Source organism: Streptomyces diacarni (assembly GCF_003323715.1).
Classification (GTDB): domain Bacteria; phylum Actinomycetota; class Actinomycetes; order Streptomycetales; family Streptomycetaceae; genus Streptomyces; species Streptomyces diacarni.
In genome coordinates this window covers 209,094-233,492 of sequence record NZ_QOIN01000036.1, presented here as the reverse complement: position 1 = coordinate 233,492, position 24,399 = coordinate 209,094, and the positions used below count along the sequence as shown (strand labels likewise).

The window sequence follows — 24,399 nt, the reverse complement described above, 5'->3', positions numbered from 1 at the left end:
CCCCTGCGACGATCCGGCCATGGACGACACCCAGAACCGGTACGCGCCGCAGCCCGGAGAAGCCGCCGCCGAGCTGCTCGTCTCGGCGGCGGCCGTCGTCGTGGACGGCCGCCTGCTGGTGGTCAGCAAGACGGCGGCCCCCGACCTCTTCTACCTGCCCGGCGGCAAGCCCGAGCCCGGTGAGGCCCTGCACGCGGCTCTCGTACGGGAATTGGACGAGGAACTGGGCGTCGTCCCCAGGGCGGTCGCCCCGCTCACCGAGATACGGGCGACCGCGGCGCTGGAGGGGGTGCCGATGCGCCTGGTCGTCTTCCGCGCGGCCCTGGACGAGCCGCCCCGCGCCGCGGCCGAGATCGCGGCGCTGCGCTGGACGGACGGCAAGGACGTGAGGCTGGCCCCGGCCATCCGGGACCACGTCGTACCGCTGGTGCTGTGAACTCAGCGCTCGCCGTCCAGGTCCGCCGCCCAGGGCGGGTTCGCGCCGCGGACGGCGACGACGGCCGCGGCCACCCGCACCCCCCACGCCAGCGCGTCGCGCACCTGCTCCGGGGTGAGCGCCTCCAGGCGGCCGCCGAGGGCTCCCACGGCGTGGAGGGAGTGCAGGAAGCCCGCCATGAAGGAGTCACCCGCGCCGACCGTGTCCACCACGTGGGTCGTGGGCGCGGCAACCTGGATCTTCTCGCCACGGAGGGAGGCCATGACGCCGTCTCCGCCGAGGGTGACCACCACCAGCTCGGTGCCCTCGGCGTGGAAGGCGTCCGCGGCCTCCCGCGGAGTGGCGCCGGGGCGCAGGTGGCCCAGGTCGTCGTCGGAGAGGCGCAGGATGTCGGCGAGCGCGCACCAGCGGGGCAGCGCCTCGCGGTAGACGGCGGGATCGACCAGCAGCGGCCGCACGTTGGGGTCGAGGGAGACGGTGGCGCGCTGCCCCACGCGTGCCAGCAGGCGCTCGACGGCGGCGCCGCCCGGCTGCTGGACGAGGGCGAGGGAGCCGGTGTGCAGGCAGGTCGTCGGCGCGTCGGCGGCGCGGGCCAGCTCCTCGTCGGTCCACTGCCAGTCGGCTGTCTGCTGCGCGTGGAAGGAGTAGTCGGCGCTGCCGTCGTCGGCCAGGTCGGCGACGGCGAGGGTGCTGGGTTCGGCCGCGTGCACCGCGTGGCTCAGGTCGACGCCCGAGCCGGCGAGGTGGTCGGAGAACAGCCTTCCGAACACGTCGTGCGAGAGCCGTCCCAGAAACCGGGTGGGCGTGCCCAGCCGGGCCAGCGCCACCGCGGTGTTGGCGGGCCCCCCGCCGGGGTGGACGTCCAACGTGAGCGGTGCCGGGGACTCGGCCGCGGGGGAGGGCGGGGTGGTGCGCGGTGCCACGAAGGCGTCGGCGACGCATTCGCCCAGCACGGCCACGGGGTGGTCAGCGGTCATCTCGGCCCTTTCGTGTCTGCCCCCGGAAGGCGGCCGGCACCGCGTTCCGTGCAGGGCGCTGTCCCGCCCTGTCGGCTCGCCACCCTACGGACCCCCGTTCGAGCCCCGTCGGCCGCACTCCCACGGGCGCTGTTCAGCCCCGCCCCCGCAAACGGCCCGCGAGGCCGCGCAGTTCCGGTACGCGCAGCAGCCGTCCCAGCCCGAGGTAGCCGAGCGCGAGCACCAGTGTGCCCGCGCCGAGTGCCGCGGCGGTCGGGCCCGTACCCTCACCCAGCGCGTGCGCGGCCGCGTCCGACGTCACCCGGGCGAGCCCCGCCGCGACGGCCGCGGCCACCACCAGCAGGCCGTAGCAGCGGATCAGGCGCCGGCCGGGGTCCAGGGGCGCGGCCAGGCGGCGGCGCAGCAGCCAGGCGGTGAGCAGCAGTCCGGCGGCGTAGGAGAGCGCGTAGCCTGCGGCCATTCCGGTCACCGCCCAGCGCGCGGGCAGCAGCAGATGGCAGGCGGTGGCCAGGGCGATGTTCACGGCCGCGATGAAGGAGGCCGCCCAAAACGGCGTCCGGGTGTCCTCGAAGGCGTAGAAGCCGCGCAGCAGCAGGTACTGCGCCGAGAACGGGATCAGCCCGAGCCCGAAGGTCTGGAGCATCTGCCCCAGCGGGTGCGCGGACTCCGCGTCGGCGGCGCCGTGGGCGAACAGCAGCGCGGCGAGCTGCGGCCCCAGCGCGAGGAAGAGGAAGGCGAGGGGGACGATGAGCGCGCCGGTCAGCCGCAGCGCGCGCGTCAGTTGGCCGCGCAGGTCGGCGAGGCGTCCCTCGGCCACGGCCAGGCTCATGCGCGGCAGCAGCGCGGTCACCAGGGAGACGGTGATGACGGACTGGGGCAGCATCCAGATGGTCTGCGCGTAGGTGTAGGCGGAGTATCCGGCGCCCGCGTGCGGGAGTTGTTGGTCGGCCGCGTTGGCGTAGTTGGTGACGACGGTCAGCGAGACCTGGTTGGCCAGCACGAACAGCAGCGTCCACTTGGCGGCGTGCGCGCTGCTGCCGAGCCCGGTGCCGCGCCAGTCGAAGCGCGGCCGGAAGCGGAAGCCGGCCGCGCGCACGAACGGGATCAGAGCCACCGCCTGGAGGGCGATGCCCGCGGTGGTGCCGAGGCCGAGGAGCCGCACCTGGCCCGCGGTGATGTCGGCGACGCGGTCCGGCACGGTCATCATGGTCAGATAGGCGCCGAACATGGCGATGAGCACGGCGTTGTTGAGGATCGGCGTCCACATCATCGCGCCGAATCTCTCGCGCGCGTTGAGCACCTGGCCCAGCATCCCGAACAGTCCGTAGAAGAAGATCTGAGGCAGCAGGAACCTGGCGAAGACGACGGTCAGTTCGAACGCCTCGTGGTTGGCGGGCGTGTCCCGCATGTAGAGGCCGACGATGCCGGGCGCGGCCCACACGGCGAGCAGCGTGCCGACGGCGAGCACGGTGACGACGAGGGTGACCAGCCGCTGCTCGTACGCCGCCCCGCCGTCGCGGTGGGTGGCGCGCGCCCGTACGAGCTGCGGCACCAGCACCGCGTTGAGCGCGCCTCCGATCAGCAGCGTGTAGAGGCTCGTGGGCACGGTGTTGGCCGTGTTGTAGGTGCTGGCGAGCAGCCCGGTGCCGAGCGCGGCGGCCTGGAGCACCTGCCGGACGAGCCCGGTGGCCCGCGAGACGACGGTGCCCGCGGCCATCACCAGCGAAGACCGCGCCAGCCCAGGGCGCGCGGGAGCCGCCCCCGCCGCCGCTGTCGGCTGCTCGGATGCCGCGTCTTGTCCGGATGCCGCGCCTTCTCGGGATGCCGCGCCTTCTCGGGATGCCGCACCTTGTCCGGCCGTCGCCCGCGTCCCGTCCACCATCCGGTCAACCTATGCGCAGTGGATGACGAAGTGTGAATCCGGCGGCCGGGCGGTGCCGACGGCTGGCGTGCCCTGCCGTGCCAGGGGCGGACCGGTCAGGCGGCGGGCAGCCGCTCCGTGCGGATGTGCTGGTAAGCGTGGCTGTATTCGTGCGTGCCCGGGTCGACGGTGTAGGCGTCGATGACGACCTGCCGCGCGTTGACGGTCAGCAGCATGAAACCGAGGCTGTCGTAGGCCTCCCAGAACGCCTTGTTGCTCGGCTCGTCCGCCCGCCCCGAGGTCTTCGCCGCGGCACCGCACACGATCTGCTGCGTACCCCGGTAGGTGCCGGCCGTGTCGAGGATCTGCAGGGAGTGGTCGTGCCCGGCCAGCAGGAACTCCGCCCGGCCCACGACCACCTCCTCGTACAGCTCCTCGACGTGTTTTCCGCTGAGGTAGTCGCCGCAGGAGACGCCCTCGTACTCCCCCGCGTTGCGGTGCGTGCCGTTGTTGCGCAGCGGGTGGTGGGCGAAGACGAACTTCCAGCGGGCGCGGGAGGCCGCGAGCGACTTCTCCAGCCAGGCGCGCTGCCTGCGGGCGAAAGGCCCGTCCCAGTAGTACTCCGGGTCGGTCTGGAGCACGTAGGAGGACAGCGGAGTGGTGTCCACGGCGAAGAACTCGGCCACGGGTTCGCCGCTCCCGGCCGGGACGGCGACCGTGTAGTGCCGGTCCGGCATGTACCAGCGCGCCGAGTGCCGGTGGTAGGCCACCTCGTGGTCGCCCCGCGAAGGCCACCCGCCGCTGCCCGGGATGATCCCGCTGGTGTCGTGGTTGCCCAGCACCATCAGCCAGGGCACGTCGATCCCCGTGTTGGGCCGCTCGAACTTGCTCTGGAACTCGTCGTCCGTGTCGCTCTCGGGGCCGTTCTCGTAGATGTTGTCCCCGAGCCCGATCGCCAGGTCCACCCCGCGCCGCTCGCACAGCGCGCGGGCCGCGTCGGCGACGGCCCACTGACCGTCCCCGCCGGTACCGGCGTCCCCGGTCAGCAGCACGGTCAGCTCGGCCTTGTCGGGCAGCGGCAGCTTCTCGGCGGCGGGCGCGGCGGCCCACGCCGGCTGCGCCACGGCGCCGCCGCCCAGCACGGCGGCCGCGCCCACTCCCCCGGACCCCTGCCAGTACCGTCCGCCTACTGACGCCGTCACAGGACCGCTGGGCTGCCATGCGCCACTCCCTCACCGTCTCGGGGCCGTATGCCACCCAGTCGAGGTGAAGATGGCATGTACACGGCGCAGCTAAGAGTGGGCGCGGCGATAACACCTGTCAACAACAGCTCCCGCCCGGCGGACACGTGGCACTCAACTCGCACCACACCGTCTTCGTGTAAGCCCCCTGCTCCACACCCCAGCGCAGCGCGAACGCCTCGATCAGAGCGACCCCCCTGCCGGACTCGGCCTCCGGCGCGGCGGCCAGCAGCACAGGCAGCGGACGCGGGTCGGAATCGCTGACCGCGATCCGCAGCCGCCCACCGCCGCACCACACGACCCGTACGGTCGCCGGAGCCGCCTCCCCCACGTGCACGACGACATTGGCGAGCAACTCGCCGACACAGAGCGCCGCCGCGTCGGCCACCGCACGCGGCGCGCCCCACCGCGTGCAGTGCGCGGCCACCTCGTGGCGCACCGCGCCGACGTCGGCGGCCCGCGCCAGCACCGCGAGGGACAGCGCCGGCCGCTGCGGGGCCGTGGCGACCCGCCACACCTGCCACCTCACCCCTCGGCCTGCCCCTCGGCTCGACCCTCCGCCGCAGCGGCGCGCAGTACGGCCGTCAGAGCGCGCACCGTGTCGACGTTGCAGTTGCCGAGCGCGATCAGCGGATCGGGCCTGTACCCGGCGTACGTCACCGGATCGACCCCGAGAGACGGCAACGTCAGCCCGTGCGCACGAAGGGCCTCATGCAGCCCCGCAACGCATTCCTCGACATTCCTCGATCGGCTGTACGCATGTTCGTTCATATGTCGCACCTTTCCTGAGCAGTGTGTGACGGACCCCTCACACCATGACCCCAGTGCGGGTAGCGTTGCCGCGTATCGGGCTCCCGCGAGCGAACCGCCCATCAGCGACGTCCCATTACGGACCCACCGGGAATGGCCCCACCCGAACGAAAACAGCCACCAACTCTCGGCGGTGAACCGTGCCAGGACCAAAAGACATCGACGGCTCAGTGGGCGTCCCCACCTTCTACGGTGCGGAGTTGCGCTGGCAGCGCGAGCAGGCCGGAATGACCCAGCAACAACTGGTGGAGGGCAGCTTCTACGGCTACAGCCACCTGAGCGAGATCGAACGCGGCGAACGCCGCATGCCGCTGGATCTGGCGGAACACGTGGACCGAGCCCTCAAGACGGACGGGTTCTTCACCCGCCGCTGTGAGGATGTGCGCCGCGCACGACGGAGAGGGCACGCCCCGTACTTCGAGCAAGTGTTGGAGGTCGAAACCAAGGCCTTGAGCATTGAGGAATGGAGTTCCGTTCTCCTGCCAGGTGTGTTGCAGACAGAGGCATACGCCCGGGCCGTGGTCGAAGCGACCCACCCTTTGGAGTCGCCGGACGAGGTAGCTACGAAGGTGAACGGTCGCCTGTCTCGCGCTCGACTTCTCGACGGCGCCCCGAAGCAACCACTGTTCTGGGTCATCATGCATGAGAACGTGATCCGGCAGCCCCTACTCGGCGCAGCCGAGATGGCCGAACAACTCGCGCATATCGCCGACTCGGCACAGAGGCGCCGGATCGTTCCGCAGGTCGTTCCGGGGAACGCGGGACCGCATCCTTTCCTGACGGGGATGACCGCGATCATGACCTTCGCCGATGCGCCCGCCCTCGTCTACACAGAAGGCTTGCACAGTGGCGAGGTCATCGACGATCCAGCCCTCGTAGCGGAGTACCGAAGGTCGTACGATCTTCTGAGGGCCTTCGCACTGTCGCCGGGGGCCTCCCTGGCCATGATTCTGAGCGCAGCAGAGGATTACCGAAATGGCACACAGCCACCTTGGCTTGAGCGCGGTTGAGTGGCGTAAGAGCAGCTACAGCAACGGCAGCGGCGGCAGTTGCGTGGAGGTCGGCACGGGTGCCGCCACGGCGGGCATCGTTCCGGTCCGCGACACCAAGACGGCCCCCACCGGCACGGTGCTCACCTTCCCCACCACCCAGTGGACGCACTTCCTCAACGCCCTCCACAACAGGCAACTGGACGGCTGAGGACCGCAGCGAAAAACCCCGACATGGCACGCAGCACCCGTGTCGTGGCGGGCGCGGGAACGGTGGGTGAGGCCGACAGCGGTCGGCCTGCCGCATCGGCGATGGCCTACCACGCCGAGTCGGGCTCGTCGGACATGGCGGCGCCGGCCCGGTTGGGAGCTACAGGGGAGCTGCACACCGACCGGTGAGCGGTCGGTGCGGGCTGGGTCTACCGGTTCGCGGCTTCGCGAGAGGCGATCCCGTTCGTGCGACCGACCGCGCGGCCCACCGCGTTGCGCACCGCGAGGCCCGGCCGGGGTCGATCTGTCCACTTCCGCTCTGCGCTTCCTCGCCCGTGAGGTGACGCCGAACCGGACCGCACGTTCTCAGGGAAGTTCGACAACGGCTCGCTCAGGCGGGAGCAGACAGTCCGTGCTCGCGGGCGTATGCCGCGCGGCAACTCTTCGCGCAGAAACCCATCGTCCGGCCCGCGTGCTCGAGAGTAAAGGCGCCCCGTCCCAGTCGCACGCGCATGCCGCACATGGGGTCGATCGTGACGCCTTCGGGAAGGTCGGCGTTCGCGGCATCGGCCTGCGCCCGGTACTCAGCGGTCATCCGGCCGACGACGTCGTCGGCGGTGCCAGGTTTGCCGTCCATGCCGATGCTCCCGTCGACGATGCCGACGACGTTGATCCACAGATGGCCCTCCGGGCGCTGCCAGCCGTGCGAACGATCGAGGCGGCGCACCGCACGGCGCACCATGCCGATGGTGGTCCGCGACATCTCGGCGCGCCACGCCTCCGGCACCGTGAGCGTGACCCACAGTGGCGGTGCGCTCCCGGGCATCCACGGACCATCACCGGTGGTCCAACCGTCGAGCTCGCGGAAGCCGACGTGCATCATCGCGCGGGCCCGGCGCATGGTCTCCTCCGCCACGCCTTCCTCGGCGCCGACCAGCACCTGGCAAACGTCGGCGGCGAGTTCTCTCCGGTCGTCATCGCTCAACGCGCCGCGCGGACAGGTGATCTCTATGAGAAACATCCGGCTCCTCCATTGATGTCTGGACACTCCATCGCCGCTATACCCCTGGGCGGTATCTGGTTATTCTTGCGTGAGACTTGCGCATGCGCAACGACACGACGTTCCGGGCCGGCGGCGGCCGTCCCGGGCGGCCGCCATCGCGAGACGTCGATCAAGTCGGCGGCCAAGTGGGCAGCGGCGAGCGCGTCACGGTTCCCGGTGCGCTCGAACGAATCGTCGGCCGTGTCGGCAGACTTGATGACGTGCTCATCGCGGTGGAGCGGTCGCCGGGTGCGACGGCGTTGGTGAGGGTGAGGGCGACCGTGGCGGCCCACGCGGCGGCCAGGCTCGCCCGCCACACCTCGGCCGGAAGCACAGCAGGCAGGCCGGCACCGCGCTGGGCGCGGTCGCGGTATGCACCAGGAGCACGGGCGCGTGGTGACCGATGCGCAGTTACCGCACGGTCGCGGCGTCGACGAGCGCCGCCAGGGCGGCGGGCACACCGTCGGCGTCATCCGACCCGGCCGTACGCTCCCCCGGCCGCGATGCCCGCGCAGCCGCTCCGCGCGACCATGGGGGCGAGGGACGAGGAGCGCGGAGAGTGCCTATGGCTGTGGCGGCGAAGCACGTGAGCGTGACGGGGCAGGTGCAGGGCGTGTTCTTCCGGGACACCTGCCGCCGGACGGCGGCCGCGCGCGGCGTCACCGGGTGGGTCCGCAACCGCGCCGACAGCACCGTCGAGGCGGTCTTCGAGGGCGAGCCGCAGGCGGTGGACGCGCTGGTGGAGTGGGCCCGTGAGGGCCCCACGGCGGCGGTCGTCGAGGAGGTGACCGTCACCGACCGGGAGCCGCGCGGGCACTCCGCGTTCCAGGTGCGGCCCACCGCCGGGCCGGGGGCGGCGGACGGGTGAGCGGGCCGCGTCAGCCGGCGGAGTCCGCCGGGAACGCCGGGCTCCGTGTCCGGGTGCCCCGCACGCTGCGGCTCTTCCTGCCGAGCCGCCTCCGCCGCGAGGCGGAGCGCGCGGCGCCGGAGGACGGCCTGTGGTGCGCGTACGACGGCACGTCCTCACTCGGTCACGTGGTGCAGTCCCTCGGTGTGCCGCTGACGGAGGTGGCCGGGCTCCGCGTGGACGGCGAGGTGGTCCCCGCCGCGTACCGCCCGCGCACCGGGGCGCACATCGACGTGGAGCCCGTCGTACGCCCGCAGAGCCTGCCCGCGTCCGCGCCGTTCCCGCCGCGCTTCGTCCTCGACGTGCACCTCGGCGCCTTGGCGCGGCGCCTGCGTTTGCTGGGCGTCGACACCGCGTACCGCAACGACGCGGACGACCCCGAACTGGTGGAGCAGGCCAACGCCGAGCGGCGCGTCCTGCTGACGCGGGACCGGGGTCTGCTGCGCAGGCGGGCCCTGTGGTGCGGGGCGTACGTGTGGGGCAGCGGGCCCGACGACCAGCTCACCGACGTGCTGTCCCGGTTCGCACCGCCGACGGCGCCGTGGACGCGCTGCCCGGCCTGCAACGGCACGCTGGAGCCCGTCGCCAAGGAGGAGATCGCCGACCGGTTGCCGCCGGGGACCCGCCGCACGTACGACACCTTCACCCGGTGCACGTCGTGCGCCCGTCTCTACTGGCCGGGCGCCCACCACGCCCGGCTGACGGCACGGGTAGCCGCTGCCGTGGAGGCGAGCGCAGGCGGCCCGCCCCGGGGCAGGTGAAATCCCCGGCGCACCGCACGGCACACTGCACGTCATGAGCGAGCGCTACGAGGTCGTCGTCACCTGTTTCCTGCGCGAGGACACGCCGTCGCACGTACTGGAGGCGCTGCGCTGGCATCTGGGCACTTCCGCCGCCCGCCCCGGCGGGCTGGAGGAGGAGGCCCACCCGTACCCGTTCCTCGAACCCGATCCCGGCAGCCCGCTACCCGGCGGCGACTACGGCGTACTGCGCGGCGAGGACCACCACGCATGGGGGCTGTTCAGCCGCACGTGCCGGCACGAGGACGACCTGGGCCAACTGGACGCGTTGCTGGGCCTGTTGGCGCCGTACGTGGCCGAACCCGGTTACGGCGGCCATGTACGGGCGGCCACCGCCGACCCGTCACAGCCCGGCGCGGCCCCGTCTCTCCTCACCTTCGCCGACGGCGCCTACGTACTCGCTCCGGCGGCGTGACCACCGCCGGGGCCCGGCTCCGGGCCTGCTCTACCCCTGTCCGGACGGCGCCGTGTCCGGCGCGGTGAAGCGCCGGACATACCGTCTCTGCCAGGGGGTCTCCACCGCGCGGGGCGCGTAGTGCGCGCGGACGTAGGCGACGGCCTCGCGGGGCGGGACGCCGTCAAGGACGGCCAGGCACGCGAGGGCCGTTCCGGTACGGCCTTGGCCGCCTCCGCAGGCCACCTCCACGCGCTCGCTTCCGCTGCGTTCCCACACCTGACGGAAGGCGTCGCGGGCCGCGCCGCGGTCGGCGGGCAGGCGGAAGTCCGGCCAGCGCAGCCAGCGGTACTCCCACGCGACAGGCGCGGGCTCACGGCCCAACAGATAGAGGCCGAACGCCGGTTCGGGCCCGGAGGGCAGCGAATGGCGCAGCCCTCTGCCGCGCACGAGCCGTCCGGAGGGCAGGCGCAGCGTTCCCGGCGCCCCGGGATCCCAGGTGGCGGTCATCCGGCCACCCTAGCCAGCCGGACGGGGACACGTGCCCGAACCCGGAAGCCGGGCGCCTCACAGGCTGTGCGCCTCGGTGCGGAGCCGTAGCAGCAGGACGATGGCAACCGCCGGGTCGGCCGGCACCCGAGAGTGTCGGCCCCCGCGCGGAAGCGGTCAGCGTCGCGGGCGGCGAGGCGGGGGGACTCTGTGCAGCAGATCCCACAGCGGCCAGGAGCCCGCGGCCCAGCGGGCGAGCAGCTGCCGGTCGACCAGGTGCATCCGGGTGTCCTCGCTGAACGGCCCCGCGTCCCTGGTGAAGCGGCCGTTGGTCAGCATGACGACCACGTCGGCCCCGTGCACCGGACGGGCCGTGCCGTTGAGCCGTTGCAGGTCCGGCGTGCCGATGGCCGATCCGGCCGGGCCGTCGCGCCGGTGCTTGCACTGGATGACCCATCGGCGGCCCGCCGGATCGGTCGCGATCACGTCGGCGCCTCTGTCCCCGCGCCCGCCGGTGCGCACCGCGTCCCGGCAGCCGTCCCGGAACATCAGGTCGCGGACCGCCTGCTCGAACGCCGCGTGGTCCAGCGCGTCCAGTTGGGCCACCTGGTAGCGCAGCCCCTGGGCCCGCGCCGCCTCCCAGCGCCGCCGGTTCAGGCGCTGCTGCCACCACAGCGCACCGGCCCCCGCCCCCAGCACGGCGGCGAGGACGAGCACCCACCAGTGCGCGAGGAGCCACTGGACCACCGCCACGACCAGGCCGACGCCGAGTACGGCGACCGCCAGCGCGACGATCGGCTTCTCCTCCTGCCGCCGGCCGCGCCGCCTGGTGCGCCACCCGCGACGCCGCACCGGCACCCGCCCGACCGTCCGCCGGACCGCCCGGCGGACGGGCCGTCGCCCGCTCACCTGCTCTCCCCCGGCCCGGTGCGCGCCGGCACCGGTTTCCCCGGAGTCTCCGGATTCCCCACCCCGCGTGTGTGCGCACGGACGTCCACCACATGCCCTCCCCTGACGAGTCCGTGTTCCCGGTCCCCCGTACGGCCCCTGCCCGGCAGCGGGCGCGGGCCCGTGGCGGGAGGATCGCATGGACGGTCACCGGTGGCGAGCCCTCGACGGGCGGCGAGCCATGCGGGCGAGAGGCAAGTGAGCAAGAGGCAAGAGCGCGAAGCCGAGCATGAGGCAAGAGGGCATGAGGCCATGAACGTGGAGCTGGGCATCTTCGTGGAGCGGGACGGGCTGCCCGCGGTGCGGTTGGAGCGCCCGTTCGGGGTGCCGGCCGAGCAGGTGTGGCGGGCGCTGACGGAACCGAGCAGCCTGGCGGCGTGGTTTCCGTCGCCCACGGTGCACGTGGAGGCGCACGTGGGCGGCCGGGTGGAGTTCGCCGGCGATCCGTACGCGGACGACGCCGCCGGAACCGTGCTGGAGTTCGACCCGCCGCGGCGCCTGGGCTACACCTGGGGGGACGACGAGCTGCTCTTCGAGCTCGGCCCGCGCGGCGAGGGCTGCCTGCTCGCCCTCACCGACGTACTGGAGGAGCGCGGCGCCGCGGCCCGCAACGCCGCGGGCTGGGAGATCTGCCTGGAGGAGTTGGACAAGCTCCTCACCGGCGGCTCCCCCTCGGGACCGCACAGCGGCCCGGCGGGTGACTGGCAGGCCCGTTACGACGCCTATGTGGCCTCCGGCATGCCCTCGGGCGCGCCCATCCCCGAGGGCGGCGACCCGGGCTGAGGTCCAGGGCCCGGCCAGCGGCGGGCCACCAGGAGGGTCCAGCAGGTGAGCGCGGCGCACAGCGCCGCTCCGGTGGCGAAGACCGCGCTGTGTCTGCCGTCCTGCAGGAGTGAGGTGGTGGCGGCGACCGTCGCGGAGCTGGCCAGTATGGCGGCGGCCGAGAACAGCGAGGCGGCGCGGGCCCTGGCCGGGGGCGGCAGCAGCCGGGGCAGCCAGGTCTGGAGGGTGGTGTGCAGGTAGCTCCAGGCGACGCCCAGCAGCGCGGCGCACAGCATCAGTACGCCCGTGCCGGGCAGGACGGCGGCGAGGAAGGCTCCGGTCATCGCGAGCGAACCCCCGGTGCCCAGCAGCCGCTTGGGGCTCCACACCCTGGCGTGGCGGCGCAGCACGAGGGTGCCGGTGAGCACGCCGAGGGCGTAGGTGACCAGCACGGCGGAGGTCGACGTCTCCTCGCCCGCGGTGGCGAGGGCGGGCGCGAGGAGGGCCGGGAGGCCGAGCAGGACGGCTCCCTCTGCCGCGCCGAGGCCCAGTACGGTCCCGTAGGCGGTGCAGGTCCGCGCCGCGGAGCCCGCCTGGGGCGTGCACTCGTCCGGCGTGCGGGGCCCGGCCGCCCTCTCGTCCGCCGCCCGTGCGCGTTCCCTCGCACCGTCCCCGGTGGGCGACGCGGCGCAGCTTCCCGTGCGCCGCCGGCCGCCGTGCGCCGGTGCCTGTGCGTGTGCCGGTGCCTGGCCGGAGCGGGTGTCGCCGAGGCGCCAGATCGTCACGGCGGTGAGGACGGCGATGACGGCGAAGGCCGGCCGCCACGAGCCGATGCGCAGCACGGTGTCCGCCAGTACGGGTGAGGCGATGGCGCTCGCCGCCGTCACGGTGGTGAGCGTGGCGAACGCCCGCTGTCTGGCGGGGGCGGAGCGCAGCGACTCGTAGTACAGGGACACGGACGGGGTGACGGTGGCGAAGCCCGCTCCTGCCGCGGTGCGCAGCGCGACCCACCAGCCGGGCCCGGGGCACAGTGCGGAGCCCACGGAGGCGGCTGCCGCGACGGCCAGTCCGGTGCGCAGGCTGTGCCCCGGCCCGTAGCGGTCGGCCAGCCAGCCCCACAGGGGCAGCGCGAGGCCCTGGCCGAGCGAGTAGGCGGCGATTCCGGTCGTGACGGTGGCGATGTCGGTGTGCCAGGCGGCGGCGAGGGCGACGAGCAGCGGCGCGCACAGGTGCCAGTCGGCGTTGCCGAGAGCAGCGGCCCAGCGGAGCGCGGACATGGTCCCCTCCTTCTCCCCCTCCGAGAGAGAATATGGAGCTTTCCGTCAGGAAAAGGGCGAGTGGAAGAATGTGACCCCTTCTGGGGATGTGCCGGAACCGTGCCAGGGTGGCGCCGGGGCGGTTCCGGGCCGGCGCCGTGGACAGCTCGGCGTCCCCCGGGCGGCGTTTCGGGGCGCTCGCCCCCGGCCCGTATCGTCGGCCCCGACCGGCCTTCGGCGGCCCCAGCGGCTGTCGGGCGCCCTGGCCGGCACGGCGGCCCGGCGACGGGCACGGCCCGGTCGGGAGCGAGCGGAGCCGACGACACGGACGACAGGAAGGCGGAAAACGGCGTGCGCGAGGAGTTCGGTGGCGCTGAAGGCCGGCGGCGCGGCGGTGGACGGCCGTACGGGCGCGGCGGATACGGGGGCGGTCACGGCGGTCCGCGCGGGGGCCGTCCCCGGGGGCGCGGCGGTCCGCCGCGCGAGCACGCCGGGGGCGATGGGCCCGCCGGGGCCGCCGGATATGCAGAGGGCCGGGCTCGGGCGCCGCGCACCGGGCTCGCCGCCGAGCTGCGGGGCTTGGAGGGCGCGCAGTACGGGCGGTACAAGGGCCTGACCGGGCGGTGGGAGCTGCCCGGCGGCCTGGTGCTGGAGCTGGTGCGCGGCCAGTCCGACCCGTACGCGCCGCCCGCGCGGGTGGCCGTCCACGTGCCCGGCGGGCAGGCCGGGCTGCCCGCCGAGCTGTGGGCGACCCCGACCCGGCGGCGGGCGCTGGCCTCCTACCTTGCGCGCGGAGCCGCGCGTGCGGTGCGCGGCGAGAAGGCGCTGCGGGTGGACGCGGGCGGCCAGGAGGTGCTGGAGCGCAGCTCGTGCACGGTCAGCGGGGACGACGGTTCGGTCGTCCTGCGGCTGGGCGTGGCGCTGCCGGGCCACGGGCGGCGCATCGACGGGCGCGAGGCCGAGCGGCTGCTGTGCCAGGTGCTGCCGGGCGCGGCCGAACGCACGCTGGTGTACGCGGCGTTGGACGCCGACCAGGTGCGGCGCTTCGTGGAGACCGTCGAGGACTCGGTGGCGCTGCGGGACGCGCTGGCGGGGCTCGGTCTGGTCGGGTTCGTCGCCGACGGCGCCGTACTGCCGCGCCGCAGCGGGGTCGACGACCGCCCGGCGGCGGGTGGCGGCGTGGTGCCGTTCGCCGCGCCCGAGGAGTTGCGCGTGACGGTGGAGCTGCCGCACGCGGGCGCCGTCACGGGCATGGGTGTCCCCGAGGGGGTGAATCTCGTCGTCGGCGGCGGTTTCCACGGGAAGTCGACGCTGCTGCGCGCGCTGGAGACCGGGATCTGGGACCACGTACCGGGGGACGGTCGTGAACTGGTCGTCTCGCGCAATGAGACGGTCAAGCTGCGGGCCGAGGACGGCCGCCGGGTGGAGCGGGTCGACGTGCACGCCTTCGTCGACCACCTCCCCGACGGCTCGGACACCTCCGACTTCTCCACCGAGAACGCCTCGGGGTCGACCTCGCAGGCCGCGTCCCTGTGCGAGGCCGTCGAGGCGGGGGCGCGCGTGCTGCTGATCGACGAGGACACCGCCGCGACGAACCTGATGATCCGCGACGCGCGGATGCAGGCGCTGGTGGCCAAGGACCGCGAGCCGCTGACCCCGCTGGTGGACACCATCCGCTCCCTGCACCGCGACCACGGCGTCTCCACGGTGCTGGTGATGGGCGGCTCGGGCGACTACCTGGAGGTCGCCGACCGCGTCGTGATGATGGACGCCTACCGCCCCTCGGACGTCACCGAGCGGGCCCGGCAGATCGCGGCCGTCCCCACCGGAAGGCACGCCGAGGCCGAGGCGTTCCCCGGCGTCGTGGCCCGAGTGCCGGAACCGGCTTCGCTGGACGCCGAGGTGCGGGGGCGGTCCCGGATCCGGGCGCGCGGCGAGGACGTGCTCTCCTTCGGCGACCACGAGGTGGACCTGCGCGCCGTCGAGCAGATCGCCGACCCGCGCCAGGTCACCGGCGTCGGCCTCGCGCTCGAACTGATGGTGCGCCGCTCCATGCTGGACGGGCGCCGCACTCTGTCCGAAGCCCTCGACCTGCTGGAGGAGATGCTGGCCGACGGGCCGACGTGGCCGCTGCTGACCGTGCGGGACGAGGACTTCGCCGTGCCGCGCAGGTTCGAGACGGCCGCGGCCCTCAACCGGATCAGGGGGCTGCGGATGCTGCGCTGAGGCGGCGTGGTGGGATGTCCCCCATGAGCGCGAGCGTGTCCGTCATCACCTGGTACCTGGAGCAGAACTCGGCGCGGGAGTTGACGCCCGCGCGCGTGCCCGAGGAGGCGTCCGGGGTGAGCGTCGCCCGCGCCGAGGTCCCCAGCCCCGAGTTCAGCAGGTTCCTGTACGCCTCGGTGGGCGCGGACACCACGTGGGTCGACCGGCTGCCGTGGACGTACGCGCGGTGGGAGCACTTCCTCGGGCGTCCGGGTGTCGAGACGTGGGTCGCCTACGAGCGGGGCACACCTGCCGGGTTCATCGAACTGGACGGCGCGAGTGAGGCCGCTCAGGGCGTTGTGGAGATCAGCTACTTCGGCCTGCTGCCCGCCTTCCGAGGGCGCGGCATCGGCGGCCATCTGCTCTCGGTGGGGCTCGCGCGCGCCTGGGACCTGGCGCAGCGGTGGGAAGGCCGCTCCGCGACCAGCCGCGTGTGGCTGCACACCTGCTCGCGGGACGGTCGGCACGCCCGCGCCAACTACGAGCGGCGCGGCCTGCGCGTCTACCGCACCGAGACCGGCGACGAGCCGGACGTACCCTCGCCGGGGCCCTGGCCGGGGGCCTGATACCACTCCGGCACACCGGTGACCCCTGTGTCCTGCGGGGCCGCCCGTGGGCAGAGGCTGTCGAGGACGAGCGGTGGCAGTCGGCCCGCGACATATCATGTGTGCCGATATATAGTCGCGGTATGACGAGACGGGACGCCTCCTTGACGGAGTCGCAGTACTTCATCCTCGCCGCCCTCATGAAGGGCCCGTTGCACGGCTACGGCATCATCAAGGCCGCCGGGGCCGCCACGGACGGACGCCTGCGCATCGCCGTGGGCACGCTCTACGGTGCGCTTGAACGGCTGGAACGCGCCGACCTGGTGGCCGTCGACCACGAGGAGATCGTGGACGGTCGGGCGCGGCGCTACTACCGGATCACCGAAAAGGGCAACGAGGTCCTCGGCCGGGAAGCGCTGCGGATGCAGCAGGCGGCGGCCCTCGTCATCGGACGCTCGCCGAACGGCGGGGTGGCGCCCGCATGAACCGTCTTCTCCTCGCGGCCTACCCCTCGTCCTACCGTTCCCGGCACGGACAGGAGGTGCTGAACTGCCTCGCGGAGGCGTATCCAGGACGTTCCTGCCCCCCTCCCAGGGAGATCGCCGCGTTGGCGCGAGCAGGAGTGCGGGCCCGCGCCCGTGCCGTCGTCGCCGACACGGCCCGCCCGTGGTGGCTGGACGGCATCCACCTCGCCGCCCTGGCGCTTGCCGCGCTGGCGCTGGTTCCGTACCTGCAGGACGTGTATCACTGGGCCCTGCACATCGACCCCGGACAGCAGGCCATCGCCTTCCACTTCTCCGGCTGGTACCCATGGGCCGACGGGCCCACCCGGACACGGCTCCTGCCCTACGGGCTACTCCCTCTGGGCTGCCTCATCGCCCTGTTGCGCGGCAGACCCTGGATCGCGGCACCGATGGCCGCTGCGATGATCTGGGCCGGCGCGACCTCGGGCGGCCGCACCCTCTTCGGCGACGAGGGCATGGCGGGCCTCAGCTACTACGGCCTGGGAGCCCCCATAACGGCCCGTGACCTGGTGCTCTCCGGGATGCTGTGCGCCGCGTGCACCGTGCTGGCGCTCTGCCGCCCCAGCCGGCTGCGACGCCGCTCCTACCGCTGGCTGGTTCCCGTCGCGCTCGCCATGATCACGGCCGGTGGAGCGCACATCACCTCCGTCAGTCCGCTTTTCCAGCGCGGTCTGGCCCTTCTCGAAATCGTCGCACTGCTCGCCTCGGGGGTGGCGACGGCAGCCACCGGCGACCGTCGGTGGCTGGTCCCCGTCGCCGCGGTCGCGCTCGTTCGTACGCAGGCGATCGTCGCTCAGCCGGACGCGTTCATGCAGGCCGTTCCGGAACTGGTCGGCCTCCTCCTGCTCGTCGCACCGCTGCCCGCCCTGGCGTACGCCGCCCAGCGCCGACGGGAACAGGCACTCGTCGAATAGAGCGCCCCGGTCGGCGCCACCGACCGGGGCCGGCGGCTCGGTCTCGCCACAAGACGTGTGGCTGGTACAGGACTTTGCCCAGCACTGGTACAGGACTTATTCCGGAACAGGACGACGACGATGACCCCGTACCACTCTCCACCCGTGCGCCCGCGCCGTGCGGAGGCTTCGGAGATAACCCCGCACGCCCCCCTCGATCCCGGGGCGCCGCGCACACCACGGCCCTGGATGCCGACTGCGCTGCACAGCCTGGGACTTGTGGCCGTCTACCTCCTCGGCGTCTGCACCCCCTGGGGGCAACGAGCCGAAAATTACCTGTTCGGCCTCGGCGAGAGACGCGACGCCGCTTGGATCTACCCCCTGTCCGGAGCGGAGTACGGCTCCATTCCCCTGCCACCGATGGAATTGAGCGCCGAACCCACCCTGCTGGTGGGCTTGGCCGTTGTCGCGGCCGTCACTGTGGTGCGGCGGCGCTGGTGGCAGGGGTGCGCGGCGCTCGGGGTCGTCATCTGCACGACGGGAGGTAAGCAGGTACTCACATCGGTGCTCCCCCGCCCCGACCTGGTGGGCGCACCGGAGAACCTCCTCGACCAGGGTTTCCCCAGCGGTCACACGGCCATCCCCGCCGCGCTGACCCTCGCAGCCGCTCTCGTGGCTTCCCCCCGCATCCGCCCCTACGCCGTCGCCACCGGCGTCTTGTGGCTGTCCTGCATCTCCGCCGCCAGTGCGACCCTCGGCGGGCACCGGCCCAGCGAAGTCCTGGGAGCCACGCTGCTGGCCTGTGTCTGCTACAGCCTGGCCACGTGGCTCCTGCCGCCGGCCGCCAGGCCGAGCATGGTGGAGAGCCCCCGCACGCTGGCCCCTCTCACCCTTGCGCTGGCGTCCGTCATCGCCCTCGCCTCCGCGCTACGGCCCGACACCGCGACAAGGTCGCTCGTCAGCGCGGCGACCGCCTTCGTGTGCGCTGCTCTGGTCTGGCACGCCGCAGTCAGGCGGCCCGCCCGCACCGCACGCCGCACGTCCCCGCGCTGAACCGGCCCCTCCCCGTTCGGATTCCGTCCGGTTGTGCGGCGGGCGGCACCGCCCGCCGCACAACCGGCGGGCGGCGAGCACGCGACATGTCCTGAGCAGGACCGCAGTGGAGCCGCACCGCCCGGTCTCGCCATTCGGTATGTTTTTGTCCATCATACGGATGGCAGTGGACTGGCGTCTGACGGGCGTGCGACGCTTCCGTCATGTCTCGCGCTGGAATCGCCTTGGTGAGTCGACGTCACGTCGACCTCGTTCGCGTGTCCAGCGCCATCTGTCCGGCGGGCTGACAGTCACAGCACCGCCGTCTCGACACCTTTCTTCCGACGCCTTCCCCCTCGGCCGGCCCCAGGCCACCGCCCTCACCGTCGCGGGCACAGCCTCCGGACGGCGTCGCCGCATCCCCCGCGTACGGGCGCTTCCCGCGTGGTGGTCCGCCACCGCGCGCCGGGTCCGGCCCGTTCGCGTACCCGACCGCACCCGCCACGCGTGTGCCCGCGCCCCCTGCCCGAAGGATCTGAGCCATGGCCGACACCTCCGAGCGCCCCCCAGCCCCCGCCCGCCGCAAGGCGGGACGCCACCGCGGCGAAGGCCAGTGGGCCGCAGGCCACTTCACCCCGCTGAACGGCAACGAGCAGACCAAGAAGGACGACGACGGTCTCAATGTACGGACACGTATTGAGACGATCTACGCCAAGGGCGGTTTCGCCTCCATCGACGGCGCCGACCTGCGCGGCCGGATGCGCTGGTGGGGCCTCTACACCCAGCGCAAGCCCGGCATCAGCGGCGGCAAGACCGCAGTGCTGGAGCCGGAGGAGCTGGACGACGAGTTCTTCATGCTGCGCGTCCGCATCGACGGCGGCCGGCTGACCACCGAACAGCTGCGCGTCGTCGGCGACATCTCGCAGGAGTTCGCGCGCGGCACCGCCGACATCACCGACCGCCAGAACGTCCAGTTCCACTGGATCCGCATCGAGGACATGCCGGAGATCTGGCGGCGTCTGGAGGGCGTCGGGCTGTCCACCACCGAGGCCTGCGGCGACGTCCCGCGCGTCATCCTCGGCTCGCCCGTCGCGGGCATCGCCGCCGACGAGATCATCGACGGCACCCCGGCCATCGAGGAGATCCACCGCCGGGTCATCGGCAACCCCGCCTACTCCAACCTGCCCCGCAAGTTCAAGACCGCCGTCTCGGGGTCGCCGCTGCTGGACGTGGCGCACGAGATCAACGACGTGGCCTTCGTCGGCGTCCACCACCCCGAGCACGGGCCCGGCTTCGACGTGTGGGTGGGCGGCGCGCTGTCCACCAACCCGAAACTGGGGGTGCGGCTGGGCGCGTGGGTGCCGCTGGAGGAGGTCGCCGACGTCCACGAGGGCGTCACCGGGATCTTCCGCGACTACGGCTACCGGCGGCTGCGCAACCGCGCCCGGCTGAAGTTCCTCCTCGCCGACTGGGGCGCGGACAGGTTCCGGCAGGTGCTTCAGGACGAGTACCTGGGGCGCAAACTGCTCGACGGCCCAGCGCCCGAGCAGCCTCCGCAGCAGTGGCGCGACCACATCGGCGTCCACCGGCAGAACGACGGCCGCTACTACGTGGGGTTCGCCCCCCGGGTGGGCCGCGTGGACGGCGCGACGCTCAGCAAGATCGCCGACCTGGCCGAGGCCCACGGCTCGGGACGGGTGCGCACCACGGCCGAGCAGAAAATGATCATGCTGGACGTCGAGCAGGACCAGGTGGACTCGCTCACCGAGGGCCTGGAGGCGCTCGACCTGTCGACGCGGCCGTCGCCCTTCCGGCGGGGCACCATGGCGTGCACCGGCATCGAGTTCTGCAAGCTGGCCATCGTGGAGACCAAGGGCCGCGGCTCCTGGCTCATCGACGAACTGGAGCGCCGCCTCCCCGACTTCGACGAGCCCCTCACCATCAACCTCAACGGCTGCCCCAACTCCTGCGCCCGCATCCAGGTCGCCGACATCGGCCTGAAAGGGCAGCTGCTCACCGGCGCCGACGGCAACCAGGTCGAGGGCTACCAGGTGCACCTGGGCGGCTCGCTGGGCCTGGAGCCGGGACTCGGCCGCAAGGTGCGCGGTCTGAAGGTGACAGCGGACCAACTCCCCGACTACATCGAACGGGTGCTGCGCGCCTTCCAGGACCAGCGCGAGGACGGCGAACGGTTCGCCCAGTGGGCGGCTCGCGCCGACGAGGGAGACCTGAAATGAGCTCGGCCGAAGGCGGGGAGAGGGCCGCGCCGTTCCACTGCCCCTACTGCGGCGACGAGGACCTGCGGCCCAGCGAGGAGGCGACGGCCCCGGGGCAGGGCGCGGCCTGGGAGTGCGCCGCCTGCAACCGCGCCTTCCGGCTGAAGTTCCTGGGGCTGCTGGCCTCCGGACTGCGGTCGGTACACGGAGAGGACCCCACGTCATGAGCATCGCGCACATACCAGCTCAGCGCTCCGCCGAGGAGCTGCAGGAGCTGGCCGGACAGGCGGGCCGCGACCTGGAGGACGCCGACGCGCCGGACATCCTGCGCTGGGCCGCCGACACCTTCGGCCACCGCTTCTGCGTCACCTCCTCCATGGAGGACGCCGTCGTCGCGCACCTCGCCTCACGCGTCTTCCCCGGCGTCCGCGTCGTCTTCCTCGACACCGGTTACCACTTCCCCGAGACCCTCGGCACCCGCGACGCCGTCGAGGCCGTCATGGACGTGGAGGTCCACACCCTCACGCCCCGCCAGTCGGTGGCCGAGCAGGACGCCGAGTACGGCCCGAGGCTGCACGACCGCGACCCCGACCTGTGCTGCGCGCTGCGGAAGGTGCAGCCGCTGGAAGAAGGGCTGCGCGCCTACGACGCGTGGGCCACCGGGCTGCGCCGCGACGAGTCGCCGACCCGCGCCCACACCCCGGTCGTCGGCTGGGACGAAAAGCGCCGGAAGGTCAAGGTCTCCCCCATCGCCCGCTGGAGTCAGCGGGACGTGGACGACTACATCGCCGAACACGGCGTCCTGACCAACCCGCTGCTGAGCGACGGCTACGCCTCCATCGGCTGCGCACCCTGCACCCGCCGCGTGCTGGAGGGCGAGGACGCGCGCGCGGGCCGGTGGGCCGGGCGGGGCAAGACCGAGTGCGGGCTGCACGGATGACGCGAGACCGAGAAGAGCAGGGGAGCGTGATGAGCGGGGCAAGCGGCGCGACCGTGTGGCTGACCGGCCTGCCGAGCGCGGGCAAGACGACGATCGCCACCGCGCTGGCCGAGCGGCTGCACGGCGAGAGCCGGCGGGTCGAGGTGCTGGACGGCGACGAGATCCGCACCTTCCTCTCCGCGGGACTCGGCTTCTCCCGCGCAGAGCGGGACACCAACGTGCAGCGCATCGGCTTCGTCGCCGAGCTGCTGGCCTCGCACGGCGTGACCGTGCTGGTGCCCGTCATCGCCCCGTACGCCGACAGCCGCGAGGCCGTCGCCAAGCGCCACGCCGCCGAGGGCACGCCGTACGTCGAGGTGCACGTCGCCACGCCGCTGCGGGTGTGCTCCGAGCGGGACGTGAAGGGCCTGTACGCGAAGCAGGCGGCCGGCGAACTGACCGGACTGACCGGCGTGGACGACCCGTACGAGGAGCCTCAGAGCCCGGATCTGCGGCTGGAGACCGACGGCCGGAGCGTCACCGAGTCGGCCACGGCACTGCACACGTTGCTGAGGGAGAGGGGACTGCTGTGACGACGGCGGTGACCGCACCGGAGGAGACCGACAACCCGTTCGCGCTCTCGCACCTCGACGCCCTGGAGTCGGAGGCGGTGCACATTTTCCGGGAGGTCGCGGGAGAGTTCGAGCGCCCCGTGATCCTGTTCTCGGGCGGCAAGGACTCGATCCTGATGCTGCACCTGGCGCTCAAGGCGTTCGCGCCGGCGCCGGTGCCGTTCGGGCTGCTGCACGTGGACACCGGGCACAACTTCCCCGAAGTGCTGGAGTTCAGGGACCGCACCGTGGCGAGCAACGGGCTGCGGCTGCACGTGGCCTCGGTGCAGGAGTACATCGACGCCGGCACGCTGCGCGAGCGCCCCGACGGGACGCGGAACCCCCTGCAGACGGTACCGCTGCTGGAGGCCATCTCCTCGGGCCGGTTCGACGCCGTCTTCGGCGGCGGCCGCCGCGACGAGGAGAAGGCGCGCGCCAAGGAGCGGGTGTTCTCCCTGCGGGACGAGTTCGGCGGCTGGGACCCCAGGCGCCAGCGTCCCGAGCTGTGGCAGCTCTACAACGGCCGGCACGCGCCCGGAGAGCACGTCCGCGTCTTCCCGCTCTCGAACTGGACCGAGCTGGACGTGTGGCAGTACATCGCGCGGGAGAAGATCGAACTCCCGGCGATCTACTACGCGCACGAGCGTGAGGTCTTCTCCCGCTCCGGGATGTGGCTGGCGCCCGGCGAGTGGGGCGGCCCCAAGGACGGCGAACGGGTCGAGCGGCGGCAGGTGCGCTACCGCACGGTCGGCGACATGTCCTGCACCGGCGCCGTCGACTCGGACGCCGACACGGTCGAGAAGGTGATCGCGGAGATCGCCGTCTCCCGGCTGACCGAGCGCGGAGCCACCCGGGCCGACGACAAGCTCTCCGAAGCCGCGATGGAAGACCGCAAGCGGGAAGGCTACTTCTGACCATGACCGGAACACTGGACAGCGAAGCGCTGGGAACCGCGGCCACGGCGACGACGTCGCTGCTGCGCTTCGCCACCGCCGGCAGCGTCGACGACGGCAAGTCCACCCTGGTGGGCCGCCTGCTGCACGACTCCAAGTCGGTGCTCACCGACCAGCTGGAGGCCGTCTCCCGCGCCTCGCAGGAGCGCGGCCAACAAGCGCCCGACCTGGCGCTGCTGACCGACGGCCTGCGGGCCGAACGGGAGCAGGGCATCACCATCGACGTGGCCTACCGCTACTTCGCCACGCCCAAGCGGCGGTTCATCCTCGCGGACACACCAGGACACGTGCAGTACACCCGCAACATGGTCACCGGTGCCTCCACCGCCGAACTGGCCGTCGTCCTGGTGGACGCGCGCAACGGCGTGGTGGAGCAGACCCGCCGGCACGCCGCCGTGGCCGCGCTGCTGCGCGTCCCGCACGTCGTCCTCGCCGTCAACAAGATGGACCTGGTCGACTACCGGGAGAGCGCCTTCGCCGCCATCGCCGACGCGTTCTCCACCTACGCCACCTCGCTCGGGGTGCCGGAGGTGACAGCCATCCCCATCTCCGCGCTCGAAGGCGACAACGTCGTGGACGCCTCCGCGCACATGGACTGGTACTCGGGGCCCACCGTCCTCGAACACCTGGAGACCGTGCAGGTCACCCACGACCCCACCGACGACGCGGCCCGCTTCCCCGTCCAGTACGTCATCAGACCGCGGACCGCCGAGCACCCCGACTACCGGGGCTACGCCGGGCAACTCGCCTCGGGAGTGCTGCGCGTCGGCGACCGCGTCACCGTCCACCCCTCGGGGCAGACCTCCACCATCACCGCGATCGACGCCCTCGGCCGGGCCGTCGAGACAGCCTGGGCACCCCAGTCGGTCACCCTCCGGCTCGCCGACGACCTCGACATCTCCCGCGGCGACGTGCTCGCGCCCAGCGAAGCGGACCTGGTACCCAGCCAGGACGTGACCGCGACCGTCTGCCACCTCCACGACACGCCCCTCACCCCCGGCTCCCGCGTCCTGCTCAAGGTCGCCACACGCACCGTCAAGGCACTGGTCAAGGACATCCCCTCGCGGCTCACCCTGGCCGACCTGTCCCAGCACCCCGCGCCCAGGCAGCTGGTGGCCAACGACATCGGCCGCGTCGTACTGCGCACCGCCGAACCCCTGCCCCTCGACCCCTACGCCCGCTCCCGCCGCACCGGCTCCTTCCTCCTCGTCGACCCCTCCGACGGCAGCACCCTCACCGCCGGCATGGCGGGCGAGGCCTTCGCCGACGCGGACACCCCGGTGGCCACGGCCGCCGACGACGAGGGCTGGGACTTCTGA

29 protein-coding genes are annotated in these 24,399 nt (G+C 72.9%); 20 read left to right on the top strand and 9 right to left on the bottom strand.

Features of this window, described 5'->3' with window-relative positions; genetic code table 11:
• Positions 1-19 precede the first annotated feature (19 nt).
• Positions 20-436 (top strand): NUDIX hydrolase, encoded by a 417-nt coding sequence (locus DTL70_RS09710; protein WP_114021463.1) that lies wholly within the window; start codon positions 20-22, stop codon positions 434-436.
• A 2-nt stretch (positions 437-438) separates the two neighbouring features.
• Here the strand turns inward: DTL70_RS09710 and DTL70_RS09705 are convergent, their stop codons facing one another.
• From DTL70_RS09705 to DTL70_RS09685, 5 genes are all read right to left on the bottom strand, one after another.
• Entirely contained in the window at positions 439-1,413 is a 975-nt protein-coding gene (locus tag DTL70_RS09705) for a carbohydrate kinase family protein (protein WP_114021462.1), read from the bottom strand.
• Positions 1,414-1,546: 133 nt separating this feature from the next.
• Entirely contained in the window at positions 1,547-3,130 is a 1,584-nt protein-coding gene (murJ, locus tag DTL70_RS09700) for a murein biosynthesis integral membrane protein MurJ (protein ID WP_425470342.1), read from the bottom strand.
• Between the two features lie 260 nt (positions 3,131-3,390).
• The gene (locus DTL70_RS09695) at positions 3,391-4,431 is read right to left on the bottom strand and encodes a metallophosphoesterase (RefSeq protein ID WP_245979174.1); all 1,041 of its coding nucleotides are present in this window, start codon (positions 4,429-4,431) and stop codon (positions 3,391-3,393) included.
• A gap of 163 nt (positions 4,432-4,594) precedes the next feature.
• Complete coding sequence (locus DTL70_RS09690; protein ID WP_245979172.1) at positions 4,595-5,044, bottom strand: ATP-binding protein; 450 nt, start codon at positions 5,042-5,044, stop codon at positions 4,595-4,597.
• Entirely contained in the window at positions 5,041-5,286 is a 246-nt protein-coding gene (locus DTL70_RS09685; protein WP_245979170.1) for a hypothetical protein, read from the bottom strand. The genes DTL70_RS09690 and DTL70_RS09685 overlap by 4 nt, the downstream gene beginning before the upstream one ends.
• A 239-nt stretch (positions 5,287-5,525) precedes the next feature.
• Here DTL70_RS09685 and DTL70_RS09680 point away from each other — a divergent pair, with 239 nt between their 5' ends.
• Genes DTL70_RS09680 through DTL70_RS33480 form a run of 3 tightly spaced genes read left to right on the top strand, consistent with a single transcriptional unit; the run spans position 5,526 to position 6,713 of the window.
• A complete protein-coding gene (locus DTL70_RS09680) occupies positions 5,526-6,335 on the top strand; it encodes a helix-turn-helix domain-containing protein (RefSeq protein WP_425470341.1) in 810 nt (269 codons plus the stop codon).
• Positions 6,322-6,525 carry a DUF397 domain-containing protein gene (locus DTL70_RS09675; RefSeq protein WP_425470340.1) on the top strand — a complete coding sequence of 68 codons (204 nt, stop codon included), beginning with the start codon at positions 6,322-6,324 and terminating at the stop codon, positions 6,523-6,525. Before DTL70_RS09680 ends, DTL70_RS09675 begins: the two co-directional genes overlap by 14 nt.
• Positions 6,526-6,548: 23 nt before the next feature.
• Positions 6,549-6,713: a hypothetical protein gene (locus tag DTL70_RS33480; RefSeq protein ID WP_181860855.1), complete on the top strand. Its 165-nt coding sequence runs from the start codon at positions 6,549-6,551 to the stop codon at positions 6,711-6,713.
• A gap of 202 nt (positions 6,714-6,915) precedes the next feature.
• Here the strand turns inward: DTL70_RS33480 and DTL70_RS09670 are convergent, their stop codons facing one another.
• Positions 6,916-7,545 carry a hypothetical protein gene (locus DTL70_RS09670; RefSeq protein ID WP_114021458.1) on the bottom strand — a complete coding sequence of 210 codons (630 nt, stop codon included), beginning with the start codon at positions 7,543-7,545 and terminating at the stop codon, positions 6,916-6,918.
• 586 nt (positions 7,546-8,131) lie between these two features.
• Here DTL70_RS09670 and DTL70_RS09665 point away from each other — a divergent pair.
• From DTL70_RS09665 to DTL70_RS09655, 3 genes are read left to right on the top strand one after another with little or no spacing between them, the layout of a single operon-like run.
• Positions 8,132-8,434: an acylphosphatase gene (locus tag DTL70_RS09665; RefSeq protein WP_114021457.1), complete on the top strand. Its 303-nt coding sequence runs from the start codon at positions 8,132-8,134 to the stop codon at positions 8,432-8,434.
• Positions 8,435-8,487: 53 nt separating this feature from the next.
• Positions 8,488-9,234 (top strand): Mut7-C RNAse domain-containing protein, encoded by a 747-nt coding sequence (locus tag DTL70_RS09660; protein WP_114021518.1) that lies wholly within the window; start codon positions 8,488-8,490, stop codon positions 9,232-9,234.
• Between the two features lie 34 nt (positions 9,235-9,268).
• Complete coding sequence (locus tag DTL70_RS09655; protein ID WP_114021456.1) at positions 9,269-9,688, top strand: hypothetical protein; 420 nt, start codon at positions 9,269-9,271, stop codon at positions 9,686-9,688.
• A 30-nt stretch (positions 9,689-9,718) separates the two neighbouring features.
• On the opposite strand, the gene DTL70_RS09650 is transcribed toward DTL70_RS09655, so the two are convergent.
• Together DTL70_RS09650 and DTL70_RS09645 are read right to left on the bottom strand one after the other, a co-directional pair.
• Positions 9,719-10,177: a protein-tyrosine phosphatase family protein gene (locus tag DTL70_RS09650; protein WP_114021455.1), complete on the bottom strand. Its 459-nt coding sequence runs from the start codon at positions 10,175-10,177 to the stop codon at positions 9,719-9,721.
• A 156-nt stretch (positions 10,178-10,333) separates the two neighbouring features.
• Positions 10,334-11,008: a restriction endonuclease gene (locus DTL70_RS09645; protein WP_245979196.1), complete on the bottom strand. Its 675-nt coding sequence runs from the start codon at positions 11,006-11,008 to the stop codon at positions 10,334-10,336.
• 348 nt (positions 11,009-11,356) lie between these two features.
• Here DTL70_RS09645 and DTL70_RS09640 point away from each other — a divergent pair, with 348 nt between their 5' ends.
• Complete coding sequence (locus DTL70_RS09640) at positions 11,357-11,887, top strand: SRPBCC family protein (protein WP_114021453.1); 531 nt, start codon at positions 11,357-11,359, stop codon at positions 11,885-11,887.
• Here the strand turns inward: DTL70_RS09640 and DTL70_RS09635 are convergent.
• The gene (locus tag DTL70_RS09635) at positions 11,827-13,143 is read right to left on the bottom strand and encodes an MFS transporter (RefSeq protein ID WP_114021452.1); all 1,317 of its coding nucleotides are present in this window, start codon (positions 13,141-13,143) and stop codon (positions 11,827-11,829) included. The genes DTL70_RS09640 and DTL70_RS09635 overlap by 61 nt on opposite strands.
• Before the next feature lie 330 nt (positions 13,144-13,473).
• Here DTL70_RS09635 and DTL70_RS09630 point away from each other — a divergent pair, with 330 nt between their 5' ends.
• From DTL70_RS09630 to DTL70_RS09580, 12 genes are all read left to right on the top strand, one after another.
• Positions 13,474-15,348, top strand: coding sequence for an ABC-ATPase domain-containing protein (locus tag DTL70_RS09630; RefSeq protein ID WP_114021451.1), 1,875 nt, complete (start codon positions 13,474-13,476; stop codon positions 15,346-15,348).
• A gap of 23 nt (positions 15,349-15,371) precedes the next feature.
• Positions 15,372-15,953 carry a GNAT family N-acetyltransferase gene (locus DTL70_RS09625; protein ID WP_181860853.1) on the top strand — a complete coding sequence of 194 codons (582 nt, stop codon included), beginning with the start codon at positions 15,372-15,374 and terminating at the stop codon, positions 15,951-15,953.
• 122 nt (positions 15,954-16,075) lie between these two features.
• Positions 16,076-16,417 carry a PadR family transcriptional regulator gene (locus DTL70_RS09620; RefSeq protein ID WP_114021449.1) on the top strand — a complete coding sequence of 114 codons (342 nt, stop codon included), beginning with the start codon at positions 16,076-16,078 and terminating at the stop codon, positions 16,415-16,417.
• Complete coding sequence (locus DTL70_RS09615; RefSeq protein WP_114021448.1) at positions 16,414-17,370, top strand: hypothetical protein; 957 nt, start codon at positions 16,414-16,416, stop codon at positions 17,368-17,370. The genes DTL70_RS09620 and DTL70_RS09615 overlap by 4 nt, the downstream gene beginning before the upstream one ends.
• Before the next feature lie 228 nt (positions 17,371-17,598).
• A complete protein-coding gene (locus tag DTL70_RS09610) occupies positions 17,599-18,402 on the top strand; it encodes a phosphatase PAP2 family protein (RefSeq protein WP_114021447.1) in 804 nt (267 codons plus the stop codon).
• A gap of 203 nt (positions 18,403-18,605) precedes the next feature.
• Positions 18,606-18,689 carry a putative leader peptide gene (locus DTL70_RS34940; protein WP_312000843.1) on the top strand — a complete coding sequence of 28 codons (84 nt, stop codon included), beginning with the start codon at positions 18,606-18,608 and terminating at the stop codon, positions 18,687-18,689.
• Between the two features lie 234 nt (positions 18,690-18,923).
• Complete coding sequence (locus DTL70_RS09605) at positions 18,924-20,618, top strand: nitrite/sulfite reductase (RefSeq protein WP_114021446.1); 1,695 nt, start codon at positions 18,924-18,926, stop codon at positions 20,616-20,618.
• Positions 20,615-20,824, top strand: coding sequence for a hypothetical protein (locus tag DTL70_RS09600; protein WP_114021445.1), 210 nt, complete (start codon positions 20,615-20,617; stop codon positions 20,822-20,824). Before DTL70_RS09605 ends, DTL70_RS09600 begins: the two co-directional genes overlap by 4 nt.
• On the top strand, positions 20,821-21,537 hold the full coding sequence (locus DTL70_RS09595; protein WP_114021444.1) for a phosphoadenylyl-sulfate reductase: 717 nt from the start codon (positions 20,821-20,823) through the stop codon (positions 21,535-21,537). Before DTL70_RS09600 ends, DTL70_RS09595 begins: the two co-directional genes overlap by 4 nt.
• Positions 21,538-21,566: 29 nt before the next feature.
• Complete coding sequence (cysC, locus tag DTL70_RS09590; protein ID WP_114021443.1) at positions 21,567-22,109, top strand: adenylyl-sulfate kinase; 543 nt, start codon at positions 21,567-21,569, stop codon at positions 22,107-22,109.
• Complete coding sequence (cysD, locus tag DTL70_RS09585; RefSeq protein ID WP_114021442.1) at positions 22,106-23,041, top strand: sulfate adenylyltransferase subunit CysD; 936 nt, start codon at positions 22,106-22,108, stop codon at positions 23,039-23,041. Before cysC ends, cysD begins: the two co-directional genes overlap by 4 nt.
• A gap of 2 nt (positions 23,042-23,043) precedes the next feature.
• Complete coding sequence (locus tag DTL70_RS09580) at positions 23,044-24,399, top strand: sulfate adenylyltransferase subunit 1 (protein ID WP_114021441.1); 1,356 nt, start codon at positions 23,044-23,046, stop codon at positions 24,397-24,399.

What these genes read in the sequence shown, in the direction of transcription:
- DTL70_RS09710 (WP_114021463.1), top strand. Translation starts at nt 20, where the DNA reads ATGGACGACACCCAGAACCGGTACGCGCCGCAGCCCGGAGAAGCCGCC.
- DTL70_RS09705 (WP_114021462.1), bottom strand. Translation starts at nt 1,413, where the DNA reads ATGACCGCTGACCACCCCGTGGCCGTGCTGGGCGAATGCGTCGCCGAC.
- murJ (WP_425470342.1), bottom strand. Translation starts at nt 3,130, where the DNA reads ATGGCCGCGGGCACCGTCGTCTCGCGGGCCACCGGGCTCGTCCGGCAG.
- DTL70_RS09685 (WP_245979170.1), bottom strand. Translation starts at nt 5,286, where the DNA reads ATGAACGAACATGCGTACAGCCGATCGAGGAATGTCGAGGAATGCGTT.
- DTL70_RS33480 (WP_181860855.1), top strand. Translation starts at nt 6,549, where the DNA reads ATGGCACGCAGCACCCGTGTCGTGGCGGGCGCGGGAACGGTGGGTGAG.
- DTL70_RS09670 (WP_114021458.1), bottom strand. Translation starts at nt 7,545, where the DNA reads ATGTTTCTCATAGAGATCACCTGTCCGCGCGGCGCGTTGAGCGATGAC.
- DTL70_RS09665 (WP_114021457.1), top strand. Translation starts at nt 8,132, where the DNA reads ATGGCTGTGGCGGCGAAGCACGTGAGCGTGACGGGGCAGGTGCAGGGC.
- DTL70_RS09655 (WP_114021456.1), top strand. Translation starts at nt 9,269, where the DNA reads ATGAGCGAGCGCTACGAGGTCGTCGTCACCTGTTTCCTGCGCGAGGAC.
- DTL70_RS09650 (WP_114021455.1), bottom strand. Translation starts at nt 10,177, where the DNA reads ATGACCGCCACCTGGGATCCCGGGGCGCCGGGAACGCTGCGCCTGCCC.
- DTL70_RS09640 (WP_114021453.1), top strand. Translation starts at nt 11,357, where the DNA reads ATGAACGTGGAGCTGGGCATCTTCGTGGAGCGGGACGGGCTGCCCGCG.
- DTL70_RS09635 (WP_114021452.1), bottom strand. Translation starts at nt 13,143, where the DNA reads ATGTCCGCGCTCCGCTGGGCCGCTGCTCTCGGCAACGCCGACTGGCAC.
- DTL70_RS09625 (WP_181860853.1), top strand. Translation starts at nt 15,372, where the DNA reads ATGAGCGCGAGCGTGTCCGTCATCACCTGGTACCTGGAGCAGAACTCG.
- DTL70_RS09620 (WP_114021449.1), top strand. Translation starts at nt 16,076, where the DNA reads ATGACGAGACGGGACGCCTCCTTGACGGAGTCGCAGTACTTCATCCTC.
- DTL70_RS09615 (WP_114021448.1), top strand. Translation starts at nt 16,414, where the DNA reads ATGAACCGTCTTCTCCTCGCGGCCTACCCCTCGTCCTACCGTTCCCGG.
- DTL70_RS09610 (WP_114021447.1), top strand. Translation starts at nt 17,599, where the DNA reads ATGCCGACTGCGCTGCACAGCCTGGGACTTGTGGCCGTCTACCTCCTC.
- DTL70_RS34940 (WP_312000843.1), top strand. Translation starts at nt 18,606, where the DNA reads ATGTCTCGCGCTGGAATCGCCTTGGTGAGTCGACGTCACGTCGACCTC.
- DTL70_RS09605 (WP_114021446.1), top strand. Translation starts at nt 18,924, where the DNA reads ATGGCCGACACCTCCGAGCGCCCCCCAGCCCCCGCCCGCCGCAAGGCG.
- DTL70_RS09600 (WP_114021445.1), top strand. Translation starts at nt 20,615, where the DNA reads ATGAGCTCGGCCGAAGGCGGGGAGAGGGCCGCGCCGTTCCACTGCCCC.
- DTL70_RS09595 (WP_114021444.1), top strand. Translation starts at nt 20,821, where the DNA reads ATGAGCATCGCGCACATACCAGCTCAGCGCTCCGCCGAGGAGCTGCAG.
- cysC (WP_114021443.1), top strand. Translation starts at nt 21,567, where the DNA reads ATGAGCGGGGCAAGCGGCGCGACCGTGTGGCTGACCGGCCTGCCGAGC.
- DTL70_RS09580 (WP_114021441.1), top strand. Translation starts at nt 23,044, where the DNA reads ATGACCGGAACACTGGACAGCGAAGCGCTGGGAACCGCGGCCACGGCG.